The organism is Streptomyces sp. NBC_00433 (assembly GCA_036015235.1).
Classification (GTDB): Bacteria; Actinomycetota; Actinomycetes; order Streptomycetales; family Streptomycetaceae; genus Actinacidiphila.
Genome location: CP107926.1, coordinates 8,466,411 through 8,486,304, shown reverse-complemented (window position 1 = coordinate 8,486,304; position 19,894 = coordinate 8,466,411). Strand labels below are relative to the sequence as shown.

The 19,894-nt window shown below is 73.6% G+C and carries 17 protein-coding genes; 4 read left to right on the top strand and 13 right to left on the bottom strand.

The features are described 5' to 3' along the window. Positions 1–5: 5 nt before the first annotated feature. The 9 genes from OG900_36725 to OG900_36685 form a co-directional block, all read right to left on the bottom strand. Positions 6–1,037, bottom strand: coding sequence for an aldo/keto reductase (locus OG900_36725; GenBank protein ID WUH95161.1), 1,032 nt, complete (start codon positions 1,035–1,037; stop codon positions 6–8). Continuing rightward, a complete protein-coding gene (locus OG900_36720) occupies positions 1,034–4,957 on the bottom strand; it encodes an ABC transporter ATP-binding protein/permease (protein WUH95160.1) in 3,924 nt (1,307 codons plus the stop codon). Before OG900_36720 ends, OG900_36725 begins: the two co-directional genes overlap by 4 nt. Continuing rightward, positions 4,954–6,339 (bottom strand): LLM class flavin-dependent oxidoreductase, encoded by a 1,386-nt coding sequence (locus OG900_36715; GenBank protein ID WUH95159.1) that lies wholly within the window; start codon positions 6,337–6,339, stop codon positions 4,954–4,956. The genes OG900_36720 and OG900_36715 overlap by 4 nt, the downstream gene beginning before the upstream one ends. Next, positions 6,323–7,174, bottom strand: coding sequence for an ABC transporter ATP-binding protein (locus OG900_36710; protein WUH95158.1), 852 nt, complete (start codon positions 7,172–7,174; stop codon positions 6,323–6,325). The genes OG900_36715 and OG900_36710 overlap by 17 nt, the downstream gene beginning before the upstream one ends. Next, the gene (locus OG900_36705; GenBank protein WUH95157.1) at positions 7,150–8,037 is read right to left on the bottom strand and encodes an ABC transporter permease; all 888 of its coding nucleotides are present in this window, start codon (positions 8,035–8,037) and stop codon (positions 7,150–7,152) included. The genes OG900_36710 and OG900_36705 overlap by 25 nt, the downstream gene beginning before the upstream one ends. Continuing rightward, positions 8,034–9,101 carry an ABC transporter substrate-binding protein gene (locus OG900_36700; GenBank protein ID WUH95156.1) on the bottom strand — a complete coding sequence of 356 codons (1,068 nt, stop codon included), beginning with the start codon at positions 9,099–9,101 and terminating at the stop codon, positions 8,034–8,036. Before OG900_36700 ends, OG900_36705 begins: the two co-directional genes overlap by 4 nt. Before the next feature lie 73 nt (positions 9,102–9,174). Continuing rightward, positions 9,175–9,678 (bottom strand): flavin reductase family protein, encoded by a 504-nt coding sequence (locus OG900_36695; protein WUH95155.1) that lies wholly within the window; start codon positions 9,676–9,678, stop codon positions 9,175–9,177. Between the two features lie 397 nt (positions 9,679–10,075). Next, entirely contained in the window at positions 10,076–11,338 is a 1,263-nt protein-coding gene (locus tag OG900_36690) for an ROK family protein (GenBank protein WUH96055.1), read from the bottom strand. Positions 11,339–11,669: 331 nt separating this feature from the next. Continuing rightward, positions 11,670–12,278 carry a TetR/AcrR family transcriptional regulator gene (locus tag OG900_36685; protein ID WUH95154.1) on the bottom strand — a complete coding sequence of 203 codons (609 nt, stop codon included), beginning with the start codon at positions 12,276–12,278 and terminating at the stop codon, positions 11,670–11,672. Positions 12,279–12,384: 106 nt separating this feature from the next. Between OG900_36685 and OG900_36680 the strand changes: the two genes are divergently transcribed. Further along, on the top strand, positions 12,385–13,101 hold the full coding sequence (locus OG900_36680) for an SDR family oxidoreductase (GenBank protein ID WUH95153.1): 717 nt from the start codon (positions 12,385–12,387) through the stop codon (positions 13,099–13,101). A 15-nt stretch (positions 13,102–13,116) separates the two neighbouring features. Here the strand turns inward: OG900_36680 and OG900_36675 are convergent, their stop codons facing one another. Continuing rightward, a complete protein-coding gene (locus OG900_36675; GenBank protein ID WUH95152.1) occupies positions 13,117–14,553 on the bottom strand; it encodes an NAD(P)/FAD-dependent oxidoreductase in 1,437 nt (478 codons plus the stop codon). 304 nt (positions 14,554–14,857) lie between these two features. Here OG900_36675 and OG900_36670 point away from each other — a divergent pair, with 304 nt between their 5' ends. Both OG900_36670 and lnt read left to right on the top strand, forming a co-directional pair. Beyond that, positions 14,858–15,454: a histidine phosphatase family protein gene (locus OG900_36670; GenBank protein ID WUH95151.1), complete on the top strand. Its 597-nt coding sequence runs from the start codon at positions 14,858–14,860 to the stop codon at positions 15,452–15,454. Between the two features lie 196 nt (positions 15,455–15,650). Continuing rightward, entirely contained in the window at positions 15,651–17,174 is a 1,524-nt protein-coding gene (lnt, locus tag OG900_36665; protein ID WUH95150.1) for an apolipoprotein N-acyltransferase, read from the top strand. Here lnt and OG900_36660 read toward each other — a convergent pair. Then, positions 17,146–18,045 carry a Gfo/Idh/MocA family oxidoreductase gene (locus OG900_36660; protein WUH96054.1) on the bottom strand — a complete coding sequence of 300 codons (900 nt, stop codon included), beginning with the start codon at positions 18,043–18,045 and terminating at the stop codon, positions 17,146–17,148. The genes lnt and OG900_36660 overlap by 29 nt on opposite strands. A gap of 222 nt (positions 18,046–18,267) precedes the next feature. Here OG900_36660 and OG900_36655 point away from each other — a divergent pair, with 222 nt between their 5' ends. After that, positions 18,268–18,684 (top strand): hypothetical protein, encoded by a 417-nt coding sequence (locus tag OG900_36655; protein ID WUH95149.1) that lies wholly within the window; start codon positions 18,268–18,270, stop codon positions 18,682–18,684. On the opposite strand, the gene OG900_36650 is transcribed toward OG900_36655, so the two are convergent. After that, positions 18,672–19,178, bottom strand: a complete 507-nt coding sequence (locus OG900_36650; GenBank protein WUH95148.1) for a hypothetical protein — start codon at positions 19,176–19,178, stop codon at positions 18,672–18,674. The genes OG900_36655 and OG900_36650 overlap by 13 nt on opposite strands. 9 nt (positions 19,179–19,187) lie before the next feature. After that, positions 19,188–19,877 (bottom strand): uracil-DNA glycosylase, encoded by a 690-nt coding sequence (gene ung / locus OG900_36645; GenBank protein WUH95147.1) that lies wholly within the window; start codon positions 19,875–19,877, stop codon positions 19,188–19,190. Positions 19,878–19,894 lie beyond the last annotated feature (17 nt).

Sequence of the window (19,894 nt, the reverse complement as noted above, 5' to 3'; positions counted from 1 at the left end):
GGGGGTCAGGTGCGGCGGCGGGTGGACGGGTCCGTCAGGGACGGCGGGGTGTAACCGGCGTCGCGGGGCGACAGGTTCGTACCTGGCGGCACGATGGCATCGATGCGATCGAGCACCTCCCGGTCGAGAGTGACCTTGTCCGCCCCCAGCTGGCTCTCCAGTTGCGCGAAGGTCCGCGGCCCGATGATGGCCGAGGTGATGGCGGGGTGCTGCAGCACGAAGGCCAGCGCCAGCTGCACGAGGGTGAGCCCGGCCTCCTCGGCCAGCTCCCCCAGCGCGTCCGCGGCAGCGAGCTTCGCGGCGTTCTCGCTCGCCGTGATGTCGAAGCGGCCGGGCTGGCGGTCGGCCCGGCTGGAGGCCGGCTGCGCGACGCCCTTGCGGTAGTGGCCGGAGAGCCAGCCGCCGGCGAGCGGGCTCCAGGAGAGCACCGCGAGGCCGTAGCGCTGGGCGACCGGCAGCATCTCGCGTTCGATGCCGCGGGCCAGCAGCGAGTAGGGGGGCTGCTCGGCCACCACCCGCTCGCGCCCGCGGCGTTCGGCGAGCCACTGGCCCTCCACGATGGCCGACGGCTCGAACGTCGAGGTGCCGATGTAGCGGATCTTGCCCTGGCGGACGAGGTCGGTCAGCGCGCCGAGCGTCTCGTCGAAGTCGGTGTCGGGCTCGGGCCTGTGCACCTGGTAGAGGTCGATCCAGTCGGTGCCGAGCCTGCGCAGGCTGTTCTCGACCTCGCGGACGATCCAGCGGCGCGAGTTGCCCTGCTCGTTGGGGTCGGAGCCGAGGCTGGCGTGGAATTTCGTGGCCAGCACGACGTTGTCCCTGCGGCCGCCGGCGAGGGCTTTGCCGACGATGGTCTCGGACTCGCCGGCGGAGTACGCGTCGGCGGTGTCCACGAAGTTGATGCCGGAGTCGAGGGCGTGGTGGATGATCCGGACCGCGTCGGCGTGGTCCGGGTTGCCCCGGGGGCCGAACATCATGGTGCCCAGGCACAGCGGGCTGACCTGGACACCGGTGCGTCCGAAGGGGCGGTACTGCGTCATCGTGCTCTCCCGTTGACGAGATGGTCGGGGGTGGGGTCGCAGTGGGGCGCCGCGGCGGGGGCCAGCTGGTCGACGGTGGCCGACGCGCCGGTCTGCCGGAAGGCGTCCCAGAGCATGCGGTAGGGGCCCTGCGCGGCCAGCAGCGCGGTGTGCGTGCCGGTTTCGACCACGGTGCCGCGGTCGATGACCACGACCCGGTCGGCGCGGGCGGCGGTGGTCAGCCGGTGGGCGACCACCAGGGTCGTACGCCGCCGGGTCAGCGCTTCGGTGGCGGCGGCGACCCGGCTCTCGGTGGCCAGGTCGAGTGAGGCGGTGGCCTCGTCGAGCAGCAGGATGTCGGGGTCGACCAGTTCGGCGCGGGCCAGTGCGAGCAGCTGGCGCTGGCCCGCGGACAGGTTCCTGCCGCGCTCGCCGACCGGCTGGAGGTAGCCGAGCGGCAGCGCGGCGACCATGTCGTGGGCGCCGACCGCGCGGGCGGCGGCCTCCACCTCGGCGTCGGAGGCGCCGGGGCGGCCGTAGGCGATGGCGTCCCTGACGGTGCCGCTGAAGAGGTGCGCCTCCTGCGGCACCACGCCGAGTCTGGCGCGGAATGCCGCGAGGTCCAGGTCGCGCAGGTCGTGGCCGTCGATCAGGACCGCGCCGGAGGTGGGGTCGTAGAAGCGGGCGATGAGCTTCATCACGGTGGACTTGCCGGCGCCGGTGGCGCCGACCAGGGCGACCGTCTCGCCGGGGGCGATCCGCAGCGAGACGCCGTGCAGCACTTCCTGGCCGCCGCCGCCCGCGTAGCCGAAGGACACCTGGTCGAAGGCGATCTCGCCGCGCAGCGCGGTGACCGGCAGCGGGGCGGCGGCGGCCGGGGTGCCGGTGGGGGTGCGCATCAGAGTACGCAGCCGGCCGAGGCCCACCACGGCCTGCTGGTAGCCGTCGAAGACCTGGGAGAGCTGCTGGATCGGGGAGAAGAACAGGTCGACGTAGAGCAGGAAGGCGATCAGGGTGCCGGCGGTGAGGCCCCCGGAGCGGACCTGGCCCGCGCCGACGGCGAGGACGGCGGCGGTGGACAGCACGCCGAGCAGTTCCACGAAGGGGAAGAAGGTGGCGATGTAGCGCTGGGCGCGCAGCCGGGAGTCGCGGAAGGCCCAGGCGAGCGCGGCGAAGTCGCGGGCGTTGCGGTCCTCGCGGCGGAAGGCCTGGGTGACGCGGATGGCGGTGACGTTCTCCTGGAGGCAGGCGTTGACGGCGCTGATGCGCTCCCTGGCCTCGTGGTAGGCGGGCACCGAGCGGCGGCGGAAGACCGCGGTGCCGCCGATCAGCAGCGGCAGCGCGCACAGCAGCACGACGGCCAGTCCGGCGTCGATGACCAGCAGGGCGACCAGTACGCCGACCACGGTCAGCAGGCTGACGACCGCGGTGATCAGGCCGGTCTGCAGGAAGTTGGACAGCGCGTCGACGTCGGTCGTCATCCGGGTCATGATCCGGCCGCCCAGCTCGCGCTCGTAGTAGTCCAGGCCGAGCCGCTGGAGCTGCGCGTAGGTCTTCACGCGCAGGGTGTAGAGCAGGCGTTCGCCGGTGCGTCCCGTGGTGCGCGTCTGGGCGACGCCGATGAGCCAGTCGGTGCCGACGACGGCCGCGGCCGCGCCCGCGGCGGCCAGCAGGGCGGCGCCGGAGTGCCGGGCGACGCCGTTGTCGACGCCGTGCCTGACCAGGATCGGCACCGCGATCTGCGCGACGGCGTCCGCGGCGACCAGCAGCAGCCCGAGCAGCAGCGGCAGCCGGAAGGGGCGGATCAGCGCCCGCAGTCCGAAGTGCGGGTCCGCGGCCCTGGTCTGGCCGGCGGGGACGTCGGGGTCGGCGTCGGGCAGCGGCATCCTGGCGAGGCCCTCGAGCAGTTCGGGGGTGGGCGGTGCGGCGCCGAGCACGGAGGCGCCGGGCCCGCCGCGGCCGCGGCCCGCGGTGGCGGAGCTGATGGCCATCGCCTGGGCGGCCTTGAGGTCGGCGTCGTCACTGCGCCGGCCCGCGGGCGCGGCGGTACGCCGCCACAGGCGGGCGGTGACGGCGGGCAGCGCCGGCTCGTCCCCGGCGTCGGGTACGTATTCCGCGGGCTGGTCGGCGGGCGCCTCGGTGCCGGTCCCCGCGGGCTCGGTGACGTCGGCGGCGGACAGCAGGCTGCGGAAGAGCGCGGACCTGGAGCGCAGTTCGTCCATGGTGCCGGTGTCGACCACCCGGCCGCCGTCCAGTACGGCGATGCGGTCGGCGAGTTCGAGGGTGGATCTGCGGTGCGCGACGATCAGGGTGGTGGGCCGGCGGGTCGCGGTGCGCAGGCCGGTGTGGATCTCGGACTCCACGCGGGCGTCGATCGCGGACGTGGCGTCGTCCAGGATCAGCACGGCCGGGTCGCCGAGCAGGGCGCGGGCCAGTGCGACCCGCTGCCGCTGCCCGCCGGACAGGGTCAGGCCCTGCTCGCCGACGACGGTGTCGTAGCCCTGCGGCAGTCCTTCGACGAATCCGTCGGCGCGGGCGACCCGCGCGGCCCAGGCGATCCGCTCGTCGGACACGTCGGGGTCGCCGTAGGCGATGTTGGCCCGCACGGTGTCGGACAGCAGCAGGCTCTCCTCGAAGACGTAGCCGATGGCGCCGCGCAGCGAGTCGAGCCGCAGGTCGCGCACATCGGTGCCGCCGACCTTCACGGCGCCGGACGCGACGTCGTAGAAGCGCGGCAGCAGGGCGGCGGCGGTGGACTTGCCCGAGCCGGCCGGGCCGATGAGGGCGACGGTCTCGCCGGGTGCGATGTCGAGGGTGAGGCCGCGCAGCAGCGGCTCGTGCCCGTTGCCGTAGCCGAAGGTGACGTCCTGCCAGCTCAGCGCGGGCGGTCCGGCGGGCAGGTCGGCGGCGCCGGGCGCGTCGGTGACGGCCGGGGCCTCGTCGATGACCTCCAGGACGCGCTCGGTGCCCGCCCTGGCCTGCTGCCAGACGGTGAGCAGGGTGGCGACCTGGCGGACCGGGGTGACGAACGAGCCGAGGTAGCTGGTGAAGGCGAGGAAGGTGCCCAGCGAGATCCGGCCGTGCAGGGCGAGCCAGCCGCCGAGCGCGAGCACCGCGACCTGTCCGAGTGCGGGGACGGCCTGCAGGGCGGGCGTGTAGCGGCTGGTGTAGCGCACGACCCGCAGCCGGGAGGAGAAAAGCCGCCTGGCGTTGCCTTCCAGGGCCGCCAGTTCGCGCTGCTCCTGCCCGAAGCCCTTGACGACCCGGACACCGGTGACGGCGGCCTCGACGGTGGAGGCGACCTCGGCGGCCTCCTGCTGCGCGTGCCAGTTCGCCGGGAAGAGGTCCTTGCGGCTGCGCAGCGCGATCAGCCACAGCAGCGGGCCGACGACCAGGGCCACCACGGTCAGCAGCGGGGACAGCAGCGCCATGAAGACCAGCGAGACCAGGAACATCAGGGCGTTGCCGGTCATGTTCGGCAGGAACTGCAGCAGTGTCTGGATCAGGGTGATGTCGGAGATGGAGCGGCTGACGATCTGCCCGGTGCGCAGGTCGTCCTGCTGGGCGCCGCCGAGCCGCAGCAGCGCCGCGAAGGCGTCGTTGCGGAGGTCGTACTGCACCCCGAGCGACAGCCGGCCGGCCCGGTAGCGGCGGGTGTAGCCGGCCGCGAACCGGGCCAGGCCGAGTCCGGCGAGCAGCGCGATCCACCAGCCGAGCGGGCCGCCGGCGCCTCCCGCGACGGCGTCGACCACATGCCGCAGGACCAGCGGCAGGACCGCGGTGGCGACCGCGGCGACCACCGCGCCGGTGAAGGCGGCGAGCAGGTCGCCCCGGTGCCGCAGACAGTAGCCGCCGAGCCGGCGGACCCAGCCGGCGGGCGGCCCGGCCGGGCCGGCCGCCGTGGCGGCCGGCCCGGGAGTGGTCGTTCTACAGTCCGTCACGAAACCTCCGTGAGCGCGATGCCGAGGTGCCCGGCACTGGTGTCGACGGTGTCGAAGAGGCGGTTCGCGGGGCGCGGCAGCCCGTAGTGCTCGCGCAGGGTGCGGCCGGTGTATTCGGTGCGGAAGAGGCCCCGCTCCTGGAGGATCGGCACCACCCGGTCCACGAACAGCTCCAGTCCCGACGGCAGCACCGCGGGCATGATGTTGAAGCCGTCGGCGGCGCCCGCGTCGTACCAGTGCTCGATGGTGTCGGCGACCTGCTCGGCGGTGCCGGCGAAGGTGCGGTGGCCGCGCCCGCCGCCCAGCCGGCCGATGAGCTGCCGTACGGTCAGCCGCTCGCGCCTGGCCAGCTCCACGATGAGGGTGAAGCGGCTCTTGGCGCCCTCGATCTCGTCCTCGGAGGGGATGTCGTCGGGCAGTTCGCGGTCCAGGTCCAGCGTCGCCGGGTCGACGCGCAGCGTCTTGGACAGCTGCGTGACCGCGAACTCGGGCCGGATCAGCCGGTCCAGCTCGTCGTCCAGGGCCCGCGCCTGCTCCTCGGTGTCGCCGATGACGGGCACGATGCCGGGCAGGATCTTGATGCCCTCGGGGTCGCGGCCGAAGCCGATGGCGCGCTGCTTGACGTCCTTGGAGAAGGCGATGGCCTCTTCGAGGGTCTGCTGGGCGGTGAAGACCGCTTCGGCGTAGCGGGCGGCGAAGTCCTTGCCGTCCTCGCTGGAGCCTGCCTGCACGAGCAGCGGGTAGCCCTGCGGGGAGCGCTGTACGTTCAGCGGTCCGTCCACCCTGAAGTACGCGCCCTTGTGCGCGAACTTCCGCACCCGGTCGGCGCGTGCGTGGACGCCCGACTCCTTGTCGGCGACGACCGCGTCGTCGGCCCAGCTGTCCCACAGCTTGGTGGCGACGTCCACGAACTCGGCGGCCCGCAGGTAGCGGTCGCGGTGCAGCGGGGTGTCGTCGAGGCCGAAGTTGCGTGCGGCGTCGGCGCCCGCGGTGGTGACGATGTTCCAGCCGGCCCGGCCGCCGGAGACATGGTCGACGGAGGCGAACCTGCGGGCCAGGTTGTAGGGCTCGTTGTAGCTGGTGGAGGCGGTGGCGATCAGCCCGATGTGCTCGGTGACGGCGGCGAGCGCGGTCAGCAGCACGGTGGGTTCCAGCTTGTTGGCGGGGCGGCGTCCCGGGTCGCCCATCAGGACGGGGCTGTCGGCCAGGAACAGCGAGTCGAGCTTGCCGCGCTCCGCGATCCGCGCGAGGTTCTGGTAATGCGCGATGTCGGTGCCGCCGGAGGCGGGGCTCTCCGGCAGCCGCCAGGCCGCCTCGTGGTGCCCGACCGACATCAGGAACGCGTTCAGGTGCATCGGCTTGCGGTCAGTCCTGGGAGTCATGGGGGTCCTTCTCCTCGTGCGGGAACCCGCTGGGAGCGGGGGCGTCGGCGGGCTGCGGGTCGGGGTGTACGGGGTCGGCGGAGCCGTCGGGCTGGTGCACGCCGAGCGCGGCGAGCAGCGTGTCGCGGTATTCCTGGAAGCGCGGGTCGCGGCGGCTGCGCGGGGTCGGCAGGTCCACTGCCAGGTCGACCACGATCCGGCCGTCCTCCAGGACCAGGACGCGGTCGGCCAGTTCGACGGCCTCGTCCACGTCGTGGGTGACCAGCAGCACCGCGGGGCGGTGCCGCTCGTACAGCTCCCGCAGCAGGTCGTGCATCCTGATCCGGGTGAGGGCGTCCAGCGCCCCGAAGGGTTCGTCGGCCAGCAGCAGTTCGGGGTCGCGGACCAGGGCGCGGGCCAGGGCGGCGCGCTGCTGCTCGCCGCCGGACAGCTCGTGCGGCCAGGACCGCTCGCGGCCTTCGAGGCCCACCTCGGCCAGCGCCTTGGCGCCGCGCTCCTTGGCGTCCCTGCCGCGCACGCCGAGCACCACGTTGTCCAGCACGCGCAGCCAGGGCAGCAGCCGGGAGTCCTGGAAGGACAGCGACACCCGCTCCGGCACGTCCAGGTCGCCGGAGCCCGCGACGCCGTGGTCGAGCCGGGCGACCGCGCGCAGCAGGGTGGACTTGCCTGAGCCGCTGCGGCCGAGCAGTGCGGTGAATTCGCCCTGCCCCAGGGTCAGGTCGAGTTCCCTGAGCACGTCCCGGTCGCCGAAGGAGCGCACCAGGCGGGTGGTGCGTACCGCGGCGGCACGGGCCGCCGGGCGCTGTGCGGTCAGTCCGCCAGTGTGCGTCGCCATGACAGCACCCTCCTTTCAGCGGCGCGCACCAGCGCGTCCGACACGAAGCCGAAGATTCCGTAGACGACCAGGCCGACGATGATCACGTCGGACTGGGCGTAGAGCTGGGCCTGGAACATCATGTAGCCGAGGCCCTTGGTGGCGTTGACCTGCTCGACGACCACCAGGCCGAGCCAGGACGCGGTGACCGCGAGGCGCAGGCCGACGAAGAAGCCGGGCAGCGCGCCGGGGACCACCACCTTGCGGATGAACTGCACCCGGGTCAGGTCCAGGCTCTCGCCCAGCTCGACGTATCTGCGGTCGATGCCGGTGAGCGAGGCGTAGGTGTTGATGTAGACGACGACCGTGACGCCCAGCGCGATCACGGTGACCTTCATCTGCTCGCCGATGCCGAGCCAGAGGATCATCAGCGGCAACAGGGCGAGCGACGGGATGGCCCGCTTGACCTGGAGGGTGCCGTCGAGCAGGTACTCGCCGGTCCGGCTCAGGCCCGCGGCCACCGCGAGCAGCACGCCGGCCAGCACCCCGAACAGCAGGCCGAATCCGGCGCGTTGCAGCGAGACGGCCACATTGCTCTGCAGCCGGCCGCTCCTGATCAGGTCGACGGCGGTGGAGGCGACGGTGCCGGGGCCCGACAGGATGCGCGGGTCGAGATAGCCGCTGGCGGAGGCGGCCCACCAGATCAGCACGACCAGCACGGGACCGGTCAGCCGGGCGAAGGGGATGGCCCTCCCGGGGCCGAGCCGCCGCCGGGTGCCGGTCGACGCGGTCGCGGTGCGCCGCTCCCGTACGGTCGGGGCGGGCTCGGCGCGGTCCTTGGCGGCGGGCTCGGCCGTACGCACCTGGGGCAGGATGTCGGTCACGACGCCACCTGGTATTTCGCCGGTACGGACTGCGCGGCGAGCCCCTCGAAGCGGCGGTCGAAGAGCGCCTCGGCCTTGATCTTCGGCACGAATCCACCCTCGGCCATCAGGTCGGCCGTCTCCTGCTCCCAGGCGATGGCCTTGTCCCAGCTGCGCGGGAACTGCGGCTGGGAGAGCGAGGAGACGATGCGCCGGCCGTCGGCGGTGGTCACGCCCTGGTCCTTGACGTAGTAGCTGTGGATCCACTCGTCGGTGTTCTCCCAGGCCCACACCACGCCCTTGGCCCACAGCGGGATGAAGCTGCGGATGGCGGCGACCTTGGCGTCGTCGTTGAGGACCTCGGTGGGTGCCCAGAGGATCGCCAGCAGGTCCACCACGTCGGTGGTGACCGCTCGGGCGCCGTCCTTGCCGTACTGGCCCAGGTATTTGGTGAGCGACGGTTCGCCCAGCGGCGCCACGTCGACCTGCTTGGACTGCAGCGCGGTCAGGAACTGCGTGCTGGGCAGCGCGATCAGCTTGACGTCGTCATTGCGCAGCCCCGCCTCCTTCAGCGCGCGCAGCACCACCACGCCCTGGGCCTGGCCCTGCGAGAAGGCGATCTTCTTGCCCCGGAAGTCCTTCGCCGAGGCGATGGCGTCGCCGGAGCCCGGCGCCGTCGCGAAGCTGTAGATGGGGTGGTTGCGGCTCTGGACGGCGACGATACGGGCGCCGACCTTGATGGCCTCGGCCTGGATCGGCGGAATTCCGGCGTTGCTCGCCAGGTCGATGGAATGGGCGCGGAATCCCTGGATCACATCGGGTCCCGCGGTGAGGTTGGGCCAGCTCGACACCGTGAAAGGCAATTGCTTGTCCAGGCCAGAGCCGGCCAGTTGCAGCTGCGAGGTGTGAATGGATATCGCGAGCTTGGTGCCCGGCGGCGGCGCCCCCGAGGGGAGTGCGCGGGTCGGGACGCTGTCGATCGACGCGGTCGAATTGCGGGAGCAGGCCGCGAGGAATGCGGCGCCACCCGCGAGTGCGAGAAAAGACCGGCGTGGGACGATACGGGCGGTGGGACTTGCGCTCATGTGAATTCCTGGGGAGAGGCCGGATTCGTCGTCCGGTCGCTGGTCGGGTGGGTGGTGCCGGATACGCGGCCGGTCAGAGGGAGCGGTAGCCGCCGTTGTGGAAGAGCAGCGGGCCGCTTTCGCCGCCGGTCCAGGACTCCTGGACCCGGCCGATCACGACCCGGTGGTCGCCGGCCGGCACGATCTGCTCCAGGTCGAGCCGCAGCCAGCCGGTGACCCCGTCGAGCACGGGGTCGCCCGCCGGCAGCCTGCGCCACCGGGTGGGCTCGGCGAAACGGTCGATGCCGCTGGTGGCGAAGGTCCTGGCGAGCTGTTCCTGGTCGGCGCCGAGGAAGTTGACCACCGCGCTGCCGGCCTGCTGGACATGCGGCCAGGACGACGCGGTGACGCCGATGCCGAAGGACACCAGCGGAGGTTCCAGTGACAGCGAGGTGAGCGAGGTCGCGGTGAAGCCGGCCGGGCCGCTGCCGGAGTCGACGGTGACGACGACCACGCCTGCGGGGTGGTTGCGGAATATCTGTTTGAACCGCTCAGGGGCGATGCCCGTGGCGGGAAGCGACGGCACGGTGATGGTCAACGTCTCCCCCGATTCACGTGGATGGGGCGGAATGTGCGCAGCGGAAAGCACCCCGGCGACGGGCCGCACGGCATTGTGCGGCGCGCTGCGGGCGCGGCTGTTCACACGGTGGAATTCGATGCGAAAGCAGAGGTTTTTTGTTACGCGGGCGGCGCGAAGATTACGCGGCCCGGCGGGCGCCAAGGCGGGAGCGGCGCGGACAACACGCACCGGCGGCGCTGCGGCGACAACAGGAAAGGAGCGTCGGGCTCTGTGCCCGCTCCGGATTCCGCTGCTGACCGTTCATGTTTCCATTCTCGCGTCCGTGCTGTGCCGGGTCAACAATGCAACTGCCTGAATTAAGTCGGATATCGCGGCGGCCGCGGCCCAGGTGACGCCTGCTCAGGGGCACGGCGGCTCAGCACACGGCGGGCAGCACCGGCCACGGCCCGAGCGGGTCGGCGTAGAGCGCCCCGAGCGCCACCGCGGCGCCCGCGACGGGCAGGACCGACCCGGTGAAGCTGCTCGGCACCACCGCGCGCTCCGGGTCGTCGCAGACCCAGGAGCGGGCGGCGACCTCGGCGCGCAGGACGTCCAGACACTCCGTCAGCCGCCCGGCGCCCGGCTCCACGACGACCACGACCTCCGGGTCGAACATGTCGAGCAGCAGCGCGACCGCCCGGCCCACCAGCAGCGCCCGCCGCCGGAAGAGGTCCACCGCGCGCGGCTCGCCGGCCAGCGCGAGGTCGAGCAGCGCGCGGAAGTCGGCGACGTCGAGTCCGCGGGTGGCGGCCTGCCGTACCAGCGCCGGCTCCGCCACCTCGGACTGGAGACAGCCGGCGGTGCCGCACGTACAGGGCTCGGCGGGGTCGGTGCCGGCGCCGACCGGCAGGTGCGCGACGCTGCCGGCTGCCGAACGCGGGCCGCGGTGGACGCCGTCCGCGGTGGCGAAGGCGGCGTCCACGACCGCGCCGACGAAGAGCAGCACCGCGCTGTCCCGGGTGGCGACCGCGCCCAGCAGCTGCTCGGCGCGGGCCAGCGCCCGGGAGTGGCTGTCGACGTAGACGGGCAGTCCGGTGGCCGCGGTCAGGAACTCACGGGCCGCCACATCGCGCCAGCCCAGCCGCGGGTGGTCCACGATCACTCCGGCGTCGGGGTCGACCCACTGGCCGGTGGCGACGCCGAGCGCGAGGACCGTGCGGCCGTCGGCGTGCGCCGCGACCATCCGGGGCAGCCGGGCGGCCAGTCCGCCGAGCACCCGCTGCGGGTCGGTGTCGTGGTGCGGCCTGCGGTCGCCGGCGACGATACGGCCGCGCAGGTCCATGAGCGCCAGGGTGGAGTGGGCGACGGCGATGTGCGCGCCGGCCACCAGGTAGCGGCCGGTGTCGATCTCCAGCGGGATGTGCGGGCGGCCGAGTCCGCGCGGCCCCGCGGTCTCCGGGCTCTCCCGGATCAGCCCGCGGGCCAGGAACTGCGCGCAGTGCCCGCTGACCGCGGCGGGCGACAGGCCGGTCAGCCGGGCGACGGTGCTGCGGGCCACCGGGCCGTGGTCGAGGATCGCGCCGAGCACGGCGCCGGCCGCGGGCGGACGGCGGGGCGGCCCCGCCGGGTGCGGAACATCGGCGCGGCGAAGGGGAGTCGGGGGCGGCGGGACGGTGGCACGGCGGTCGGGCGGCGGCAGGACTGCCACGGTGGCCTTCCAGGTGGTCGACGGCGGCGGGCGGACCCGTGCGGCCGCGCCGGTGGTGAACCGGCGGGGCGGGCACGCCCGTTGGCGCTCCTCGCGGAGCTGTGCTGTCAGACCTGGTGACACGCGGCGGAGCACACACGCTTGAGGTCGACATGACCCCGCGTCGTCAGGTGTGTGGTGCGCTGCATGCCGCGCAACGTAACCGGCGCGGACGAGCCCGGTCAAACACCTGCCCGAATGCTGGACGACGTGACCACCCTGTGGACGACTCTCATCGGTCCCAAATGGGTGCTTTCCCACCGATCCCCTGCCCCGGGGCCGTTCACCCCTCGACGCCCGCCGCGTCGATCAGGGCGGCGGCCGTCGTGACCGCGAGGCCACCCAGGCTGTCCGCGCCGATACCGGCCCTGGCGCTCGCCCCGTCGAAGACCAGTGTCAGCTGGCGGGCCAGCAGGCCCGGGTCGGCGGCACCGCCACGGGCGGCCTGCTCCCGGAAGAAGTCGGTGAGCACCTGCTTGCCGCGGGCGGCGACCACGCTGGCGGGGTGGGCGGGGTCCTTCAGCTCGACCTGGGTGGCCAGGAAGGGGCAGCCGCGGTAGTCGGGCGAGAGCGCGGCCTTCTCCAGCTGCCCGAAGACGTGCAGCAGCCGGGCACGGGGGGCGCCGGGACCGTCCGGCGGCGGCAGCACCAGCGCCTGGTAGCCGGCCGCGGACCTTTCGAGCGCGGCGGCCAGCATGTCGTCCTTGCCCTCGAAGAGCTGGTACATCGAGCGCTTCGAGACACCCGCGGCCTTGCACAGCGTGTCGATGCCGGTGTTGACGCCCTGCCGGTAGAAGAGCGCGGACGCGGTGTCCAGCAGGCGGTCCCGCGTGGACGCCTTCGCGGCGGGGGCGTGCCCCGCGGCGGTCGGCGGCTGCTGCTCGGTGTCCATGCGTCGAGACTACCGCGTCGGCTCGACATTGGAAACAGATCGGTTTACGGTACTGGAGACCGATCGGTTTCCGCCGGTCGGCCTCCTCTTGCCTAAGGACACCCCCATGCAGATCAACGGAGCAGTCGCACTCGTCACCGGCGCCAACCGCGGCCTCGGCGAGCAGTTCGTGAAGGCCCTGCTCGACGCCGGTGCGGCCAAGGTCTACGCCGCCGCGCGCAACCCCGACGCGGTGCGGGTCCCCGGAGCCGTGCCGATCGCCCTCGACATCACCGACCCCGCCTCGGTGCGCGCCGCGGCCGAGCAGGCGCAGGACGTCACCCTGCTGGTCAACAACGCGGGCACCTCCACCGGGGCTTCCATCCTGGACGGCGAGCTGAGCGCCTACCGCACGGAGTTCGAGACCCATGTGCTGGGCACCCTGGACGTCAGCCGGGTCTTCGCGCCCGCCCTGGCGCGCAACGGCGGCGGCGCGGTCCTCAACGTGCTGTCGGTGCTGTCCTGGGTCACGCTGCCCGACAGCGCCGCCTACTCCGCCGCGAAGTCGGCCGAGTGGTCGATGACCAACGCGCTGCGGGTGGCGCTCGCCGAGCAGGGCACCCAGGTCACCGCGCTGCACGTCGGCTACATGGACACCGACATGGCCGCCGGCGTCACCGCCCCGAAGCTGGACCCCGCGGACGTGGCGCGCACGGCGCTCGACGGCGTACGCGACGGGCTGCACGAGGTGCTCGCCGACGACCTCAGCAAGCAGGTCAAGGCGGGTCTTGCGGCCGACCCGACCGCCCTCTACCCGCAGCTCGCCACGAGCACCGCGGCCTGACCCGGGGCGCCCGGGTCAGCCGCGATAGGTCTCCAGCAGGCGCAGCCAGATCTCGCTGACGGTCGGGTAGGACGGGACGGCGTGCCACAGCCGGTCCACCGGCACCTCGCCCACGACGGCCACCGTCGCCGAGTGCAGCAGCTCGCCGACGCCGGGGCCGACGAAGGTGACGCCCAGCAGGATGTCGCGGTCCAGGTCCACGACCATCCTGGCCCGGCCCCGGTAGTCGTCGCCGTAGAGGCTCGCGCCGGCCACCTGGCCGAGGTCGTAGTCCACGACCTTGGTGCGCCGGCCCGCCTGCTCCGCCTCGGCGGCCGACAGGCCGACCGAGGCGACCTCGGGGTCGGTGAAGACCACCTGCGGCACCGCGGCGTGGTCGGCCGTCGCGACATGGGCGCCCCAGGGCGCGTCGTCCACCGGCTCGCCCTTGGCGCGGGCGCCGATCACCGCGCCGGCGATCCTGCCCTGGTATTTGCCCTGGTGCGTGAGCAGCGCCCGGTGGTTGACGTCGCCCGCCGCGTACAGCCAGCCGCCCTCGACGCCGGTGACCCGGCAGGTGTCGTCGACCGGCAGCCAGCCGCCGGGCTTGAGTCCGACGGTCTCCAGGCCGATGTCGCCGGTGTGCGGGGCGCGTCCGATGGCGAAGAGGACCTCGTCGCAACCGACCTGGGCGCCGCCCTCCAGGCCGATCCTGACCTCGCCGTGGGCGCCGTCCCGCTCCACCGACGCCACGTTGGCCCCGAACCGCAGGTCGACCCCGGCCTCCCGCAGCGCGTCGGCGACCATCTCGCCGGCGAAGGCCTCCATCTTCTCCAGCAGCGAGCCGCCCCGCACCAGCAGCGTGACCTCGGAGCCGAGCGCCTGCCAGGCGGTGGCCATCTCGACCGCGACGACGCCGCCGCCGACCACCGCGAGCCGCCGCGGGGCCTTCTCGGCGCTGGTGGCGTCCCTGCTGATCCACGGGTTGACGTCGGCGATGCCCGGCATGGGCGGCAGCGCCGCGGTCGTCCCCGTGCACACCGCCACCGCGTGCCGGGCGGCGAGCCGTACGGTGTCGCCCTCGGGGGTGGTGACGGCCACCTGGCGCTCACCGGTCAGCCTGCCGTGGCCGCGGACGAGATCCACGTCGACGGACCGCAGCCAGCCCACCTGCCCGTCGTCCTTCCAGTGCGAGGTGAAGTCGTCGCGCCTGGCCAGCACCGCGGGGGTGTCGAGCGGCCCCTGCGCGGCGCGGCTCAGGCCGGGCAGCCGGCGGGCGTCCGCGTGGGCCAGGGCCGGGCGCAGCAGGGCCTTGCTCGGCATGCACGCCCAGTACGAGCACTCGCCGCCGACGAGTTCGCTCTCCACGACCACCGTGCTCAGCCCGGCGGCCCTGGCGCGGTCCGCCAGGTTCTCACCGACGGGGCCTGCACCGATGACGATCACGTCGTAGGTGCGGGGGGCGTCGTTCATGGCAGCTCCTGTTGCTGTCGGCGGACGGCGGGGCGGACCTGGCGGGGCACGGGCGGACCACGCCCCTTCGATCACACCGATGTCACGCTGATGCCGCAACCGGGGGACGCGCGGTCATCGTAACGACGCCGGATGACCAGGAGTCTTTCCCGCCGCGCGCGTGTCATGCCGGGCGCGGCAGGGGTGAATCGCCGGTGGCGTGCACCGGTCGGGCACCCGGCGGGACGGTGCGGCCCCGGCCGTCGGGTACGCCTGCGACGTATGATCACTCCGGGGCGCCGAGCGGCGTCGCAGGAGGTGCGCGATGGGTGAACTGGTGCTGATCAGGCACGGTGAAACCGAGTGGAGCATGACGGGGCGGCACACCAGCTACACCGACCTCCTGCTCACCGAGCACGGCGAGGCGCAGGCCCGCTCGCTGGCCCCGCTGCTCGCCTCCCGGCACATCTCCTGCGTCCTGACAAGCCCGATGCGGCGCGCCCGCGACACCGCCAAGCTCGCCGGACTCGACCACACCAAGGTCGACCCGGGGCTGCACGAATGGGACTACGGCGGCTACGAGGGTGTGACCACCCGGGACATCCGGCGCGAGCGGCCCGGCTGGGACCTGTGGACCGACGGTGTGGTCCCGGGGCCCGAGGGCCATCCCGGTGAGACTCCGCAGCAGATCGGCGAGCGCGCCGACCGGGTCCTCGCACGGGCCGAGGCGGCCTTCACCAACGGCGACGGCGGCGACGTGGTGCTGGTCGCGCACGCCCACCTGCTGCGGGTGCTGACGGCCCGCCGGCTGGGCCTGCCGCCCGCCGACGGCGCCCTCTTCCAACTGGCCACCGGTACGGTCAGCAGGCTCGGCTCCGAGCACGGCCGCCATGTGCTGACTTCCTGGAACCGGCAGCCCTGAGCCGCACGCCCGGCGGTGGGCCCGGGGCGCAGCGCGCCGTCTGACGGGCCGTGGGCCGCCGCCGGATCGGCGCCCGACACGCCGGGCGCTCCGCATGTCGCCGACTGCCCGGGGCGCGCGGGACCGCGCACACTGGTCGCTCCACATCCCCGTAGGCGGTACGGGCGGGTGTGCGCCGACGGGTGAGGGAGCGCGTATGACGGTGACGTCAGGGGAAAGGCGGTCGCGGCTCGCGTCGCCCTGGGCCCGCGGCGCCGCCGCGGCGCTCGCCGGGGCACTGCCCGCACTGGCCTTCCCCGCGCCGTCACTGTGGTGGCTGGCCTATGTGGCCCTGGTGCCGTGGATGCTGCTGGCGCGCACGGCCGGCAGCCCGCGCCGGGCCCTGCTCGACGGGTGGCTCGGCGGCGCCGGCTTCATGCTGGCGGTGCACCACTGGCTCATCCCGAGCCTCAACGTCTTCATCGTGGTGCTCGCGCTGCTGCTCGGCGCCCTGTGGGCGCCCTGGGGCTGGCTGGTGCGCCGGCTGCTCGGCGCGGGCGCGGAGGGACCGCCGCGGGTCGGACCCGCGCTGGTGCTGCTCCCGTGCGGGTGGCTGATGGTGGAGCTGGCGCGGTCCTGGCAGTATCTCGGCGGTCCGTGGGGGCTGCTGGGGGCCAGCCAGTGGCAGGTGGCGCCGGCGCTGCGGCTGGTGTCGATCGGCGGGGTCTGGCTGGCCAGCATGCTGGTCGTACTGGTGAACACCGTCGTGGTCGCGCTGGCCGCCGTCCCCGAAGTGCGCAGGCAGGCCGCGGGGGCGCTGCTGGCCGCCGTGGTGCTGACCGGCGCGGTCTGGCTGTGGACACCGCGCCCGCAGGAGGCGGGCAGCGCCAGGATCGCGGTGGTCCAGCCGGGGGTGGTCGCCACCGGGAACGCGCGCCTGGACCGGGAGGCGCGGCTGACCGCGCGGCTGGCCGGCAGCCACCCGGACCTGGTGGTGTGGGGCGAGAGCAGCATCGGCGTCGACCTGACCGCACGGCCCGACGTGGCCCGCCGGCTGGCCGCGCTGTCCCGGCAGGTCGGGGCGGACCTGCTGGTCAATGTGGACGCCGCGCGGGCCGACGGCAGCGGCATCTCCAAGACGACGGTGCTGATCGGCCCGGCCGGGGTGACCGGTCCCTCCTACGACAAGATGCGGCTGGTGCCCTTCGGCGAGTACATCCCGCTGCGGTCGGTGCTCGGCTGGGCCACGTCGGTGGGCAAGGCCGCGGGCGAGGACCGGCAGCCTGGCACCCGGCAGGTGGTGATGGACGCCGGGCGGCTGCGGTTCGGGCCGCTGGTGTGCTTCGAGACGGCCTTCCCCGACATGAGCCGCCATCTGGCCGGCGACGGCGCCCAACTGCTGGTCGCCCAGTCCTCCACGTCGTCCTTCCAGCACAGCTGGGCGCCCGCGCAGCACGCCTCGCTCGCCGCGCTGCGGGCCGCCGAGAGCTGGCGGCCGATGGTGCACGCCACACTGACCGGGATCAGCGCGGTCTACGACGCCGACGGCGACCGGGTCGGCCGCACGATCGGCACCGGCAGCAGCACGTCGGCGGTCTACGAGGTGCCGCTGGCGTCCGGCCGCAGCCTCTACGTGCGGTTCGGCGACTGGGTGCCGCACCTGGCGCTGCTGCTGGTCCTGACGGCTGCGGCCTACGAGCTGACGCGCGTGGTCAGGCGGCCTGTTCCCGTACCTCGGTGACGATCCGTTCGCACAGCTCGTGGGTGGCCAGCGCGTCGCTCCCGTCGAGCGGGGTTCCGGCGCGGACCGCGTCGAGGAAGGCCAGGGTGATCTGCTCGATGCCGCGCTGCCGGGCGACCGGCACCCAGTCGCCGCGGCGGCGCACCGTCGGCTGGCCCTTGTGGTCGACGACCTCGGCGAGGTTGAGCACCTGGCGCCGGGTGTCGCGGCCGCTGATGTCGAGGCTCTCCTCGACCGAGCCGCTCATCCGGTTCATCGAGCCGATCGCGGTGAAGCCGTCGCCCGACAGGTGCAGCACGACGTGGTGCAGCAGGCCGCCGGCGACCTTCGCCGAGACCCTGACCTGTTCGACGGGTCCGGGGGCCAGGAAGCGCAGGGTGTCCACGACGTGGATGAAGTCGTCGAAGACGACCTCGCGGGGGTCGTCGGCCAGGCCGATCCGGTTCTTCTGCAGGAAGATCAGGTCCCGCGGGTGGTCCAGGCACTGGAGATAGCCGGGTGCGTAGCGGCGGTTGAAGCCGGCCATCAGCGGCACCCCGTGCTCCTGCGCGAGCGTGACGAGGCGGCGGGCGCCCTCGGCGTCGCGGGCCAGCGGCTTGTCGACGTAGACCGGCACGCCCGCCGCCACGACACGTCCCGCGATGTCGACGTGGTGCTCGGTGGGCGCGTGCACGAAGGCGGCGTCCAGGCCCTGGGCGAGCAGGTCGTCGAGGGTGGTGTGCCGGTGCGGCAGCCGGTAGGCGTCGCCGACCAGGTCCAGCGTCGCGGGGGTGCGGGTCTGGAGGTGGATCTCCAGGCCCGGCTGGGCGGTCAGCACCGGCAGATACGCCTTCTGCGCGATGTCACCGAGTCCGATGACGCCGATCTTCAGGGGGGCGCTGCCCGATGCCATGCGTGCTCCTTGTGCCGATTCCGCACTTCCCCCTGGTGGGAGCGGTGTCACCGCAGCATACGGGCCGGATTCCGGCGTCCTTCCGGCCGGGGCGGCGGGGCCGCCGCTCACTCGTCCGGGTGAGCGGCGGGTATGCGGCGGCGGGTCTTTCACTCCTGCGGGGACTGTCGGGCGCCGCCCGGGGCGGGCAGTGTGGGCGAGGTGCGCCTGCTACCTGCTGCGGTGGTCCTGGCGGCGGTCTGTGCCGTGGCCGGATGCACCACGGTCTCCGCTCCCTCGCCCGCCCTTCCCGCCCCTCCTGTCCCGGCGTCGAGCCGCCGGGCGCCCGATCTCGTGGAGCTGACCCCGCCGCCCGCGCGGCCGCTGCTGGCGGCCGTGGAGCCGGAGGCCGAGGCCCCCGCCGTCGCGGCCGCCCCTTCACCGGGCGCGTCGGCCGGTGCCCCGCGGGCACCCCGGCGACGGCACGCGCCGGCCGTACGGCACCGGGCGAAGCCGCCGCGGACAAGGGCGCCGCGGCTGCCGGCCTCGGGCGGGCCGTGCATGCTGGGCCGAACGTACGGCGGCTGGGTGGCGGGCAGCCCGGCGGCCACCATCTGCGCGCGGGCCTACGGCAACTGACCCGAACCGGTCAGCCGCAGCTCCAGCCGGCCCACCGCGGCCCGCACCCCGTCGCCGTACGCGTCCTCGGCCAGAGCGCCGCAGGCCTTGCGGGCCAGGCCGAGGTGGCTGCGGGCCAGCCGGTCCTCGCCGACCCGGGCGTAGGCCGCGGCCAGGTTCAGGTGCAGCGAGGGGTAGAAGCCGCGCACCTGGCCGGTCCTGCGGTCGTCGCGGGAGCGCTCGGCGGCCACCGCGTCGGCGGCGCGCAGCGCCCGCAGGTCCCAGGCCAGCTCGTCCTCGGGGTCGTCCTGGCTGTCGGCCAGGTAGTGGGCGACGGTGCAGCGGTGCAGGGCGTCCCCCTGCTCGCCCAGCTCCGCCCACAGCGCCGTGAAGCGGTTGCGCGCCTCTTCCCGGTCCCCGGCGTGCAGCAGCATCACCACCTGCCCGATCCTGCCCGTCATGGCGTCGTCCGCGGCCGCCGGGTCCCCCATCGGCGCCTCCTGATGTCCTCGCATCCGATGACGCTAACCGGCGCGCACCCCGAGATCGGGGATGCGCCAGTCGATGGGCTCGTGCCCCTGCGCCCGGACCGCGGCGTCGATCTGGGTGAAGGGGCGGCTGCCGAGGAAGAGCTTCGCCGACAGCGGTGAGGGGTGCGCGCCCTGGATGACGGTGTGCCGGGCGGTGTCGATCAGCGGCAGCTTCTTCTTGGCGTAATTGCCCCACAGCACGAAGACCGCGGGGTCGGTGCGCCCGGAGACCGCCTTGATCACCGCGTCGGTGAATTTCTCCCAGCCCTTGCCCTTGTGCGAGTTGGCCTCCGCCTCGCGCACGGTCAGCACCGCGTTGAGCAGCAGCACGCCCTGCTCCGCCCAGGGCAGCAGATAGCCGTTGTCCGGCACCGGGTGGCCCAGCTCGTCGCGCATCTCCTTGAAGATGTTGCGCAGCGAGGGCGGGGTCTTCACGCCGGGGCGGACGGAGAAGCACAGCCCGTGGCCCTGACCGTCGCCGTGGTAGGGGTCCTGACCGAGGATCAGCACCTTGACCCGGTCGAAGGGCGTGGCCTCCAGCGCCGCGAAGACCTCGTCGCGGGGCGGGAAGATCCGGTGCTCCTTGCGTTCGGCCTCCACGAACTCGGTGAGCTGCTGGTAATACGGCTTGTCCAACTCCTCGCCGAGGACGCTCTGCCAGGAGTCGGGCAGCATGCTGGGCACGTCGGGAACCTCCGGTA

Excerpts from the sequence above, each read along its gene's own strand:
- OG900_36725 (WUH95161.1), bottom strand. The coding sequence starts at position 1,037 with ATGACGCAGTACCGCCCCTTCGGACGCACCGGTGTCCAGGTCAGCCCG.
- OG900_36715 (WUH95159.1), bottom strand. The coding sequence starts at position 6,339 with ATGACTCCCAGGACTGACCGCAAGCCGATGCACCTGAACGCGTTCCTG.
- OG900_36710 (WUH95158.1), bottom strand. The coding sequence starts at position 7,174 with ATGGCGACGCACACTGGCGGACTGACCGCACAGCGCCCGGCGGCCCGT.
- OG900_36700 (WUH95156.1), bottom strand. The coding sequence starts at position 9,101 with ATGAGCGCAAGTCCCACCGCCCGTATCGTCCCACGCCGGTCTTTTCTC.
- OG900_36685 (WUH95154.1), bottom strand. The coding sequence starts at position 12,278 with ATGGACACCGAGCAGCAGCCGCCGACCGCCGCGGGGCACGCCCCCGCC.
- OG900_36680 (WUH95153.1), top strand. The coding sequence starts at position 12,385 with ATGCAGATCAACGGAGCAGTCGCACTCGTCACCGGCGCCAACCGCGGC.
- OG900_36675 (WUH95152.1), bottom strand. The coding sequence starts at position 14,553 with ATGAACGACGCCCCCCGCACCTACGACGTGATCGTCATCGGTGCAGGC.
- OG900_36670 (WUH95151.1), top strand. The coding sequence starts at position 14,858 with ATGGGTGAACTGGTGCTGATCAGGCACGGTGAAACCGAGTGGAGCATG.
- lnt (WUH95150.1), top strand. The coding sequence starts at position 15,651 with ATGACGGTGACGTCAGGGGAAAGGCGGTCGCGGCTCGCGTCGCCCTGG.
- OG900_36650 (WUH95148.1), bottom strand. The coding sequence starts at position 19,178 with ATGCGAGGACATCAGGAGGCGCCGATGGGGGACCCGGCGGCCGCGGAC.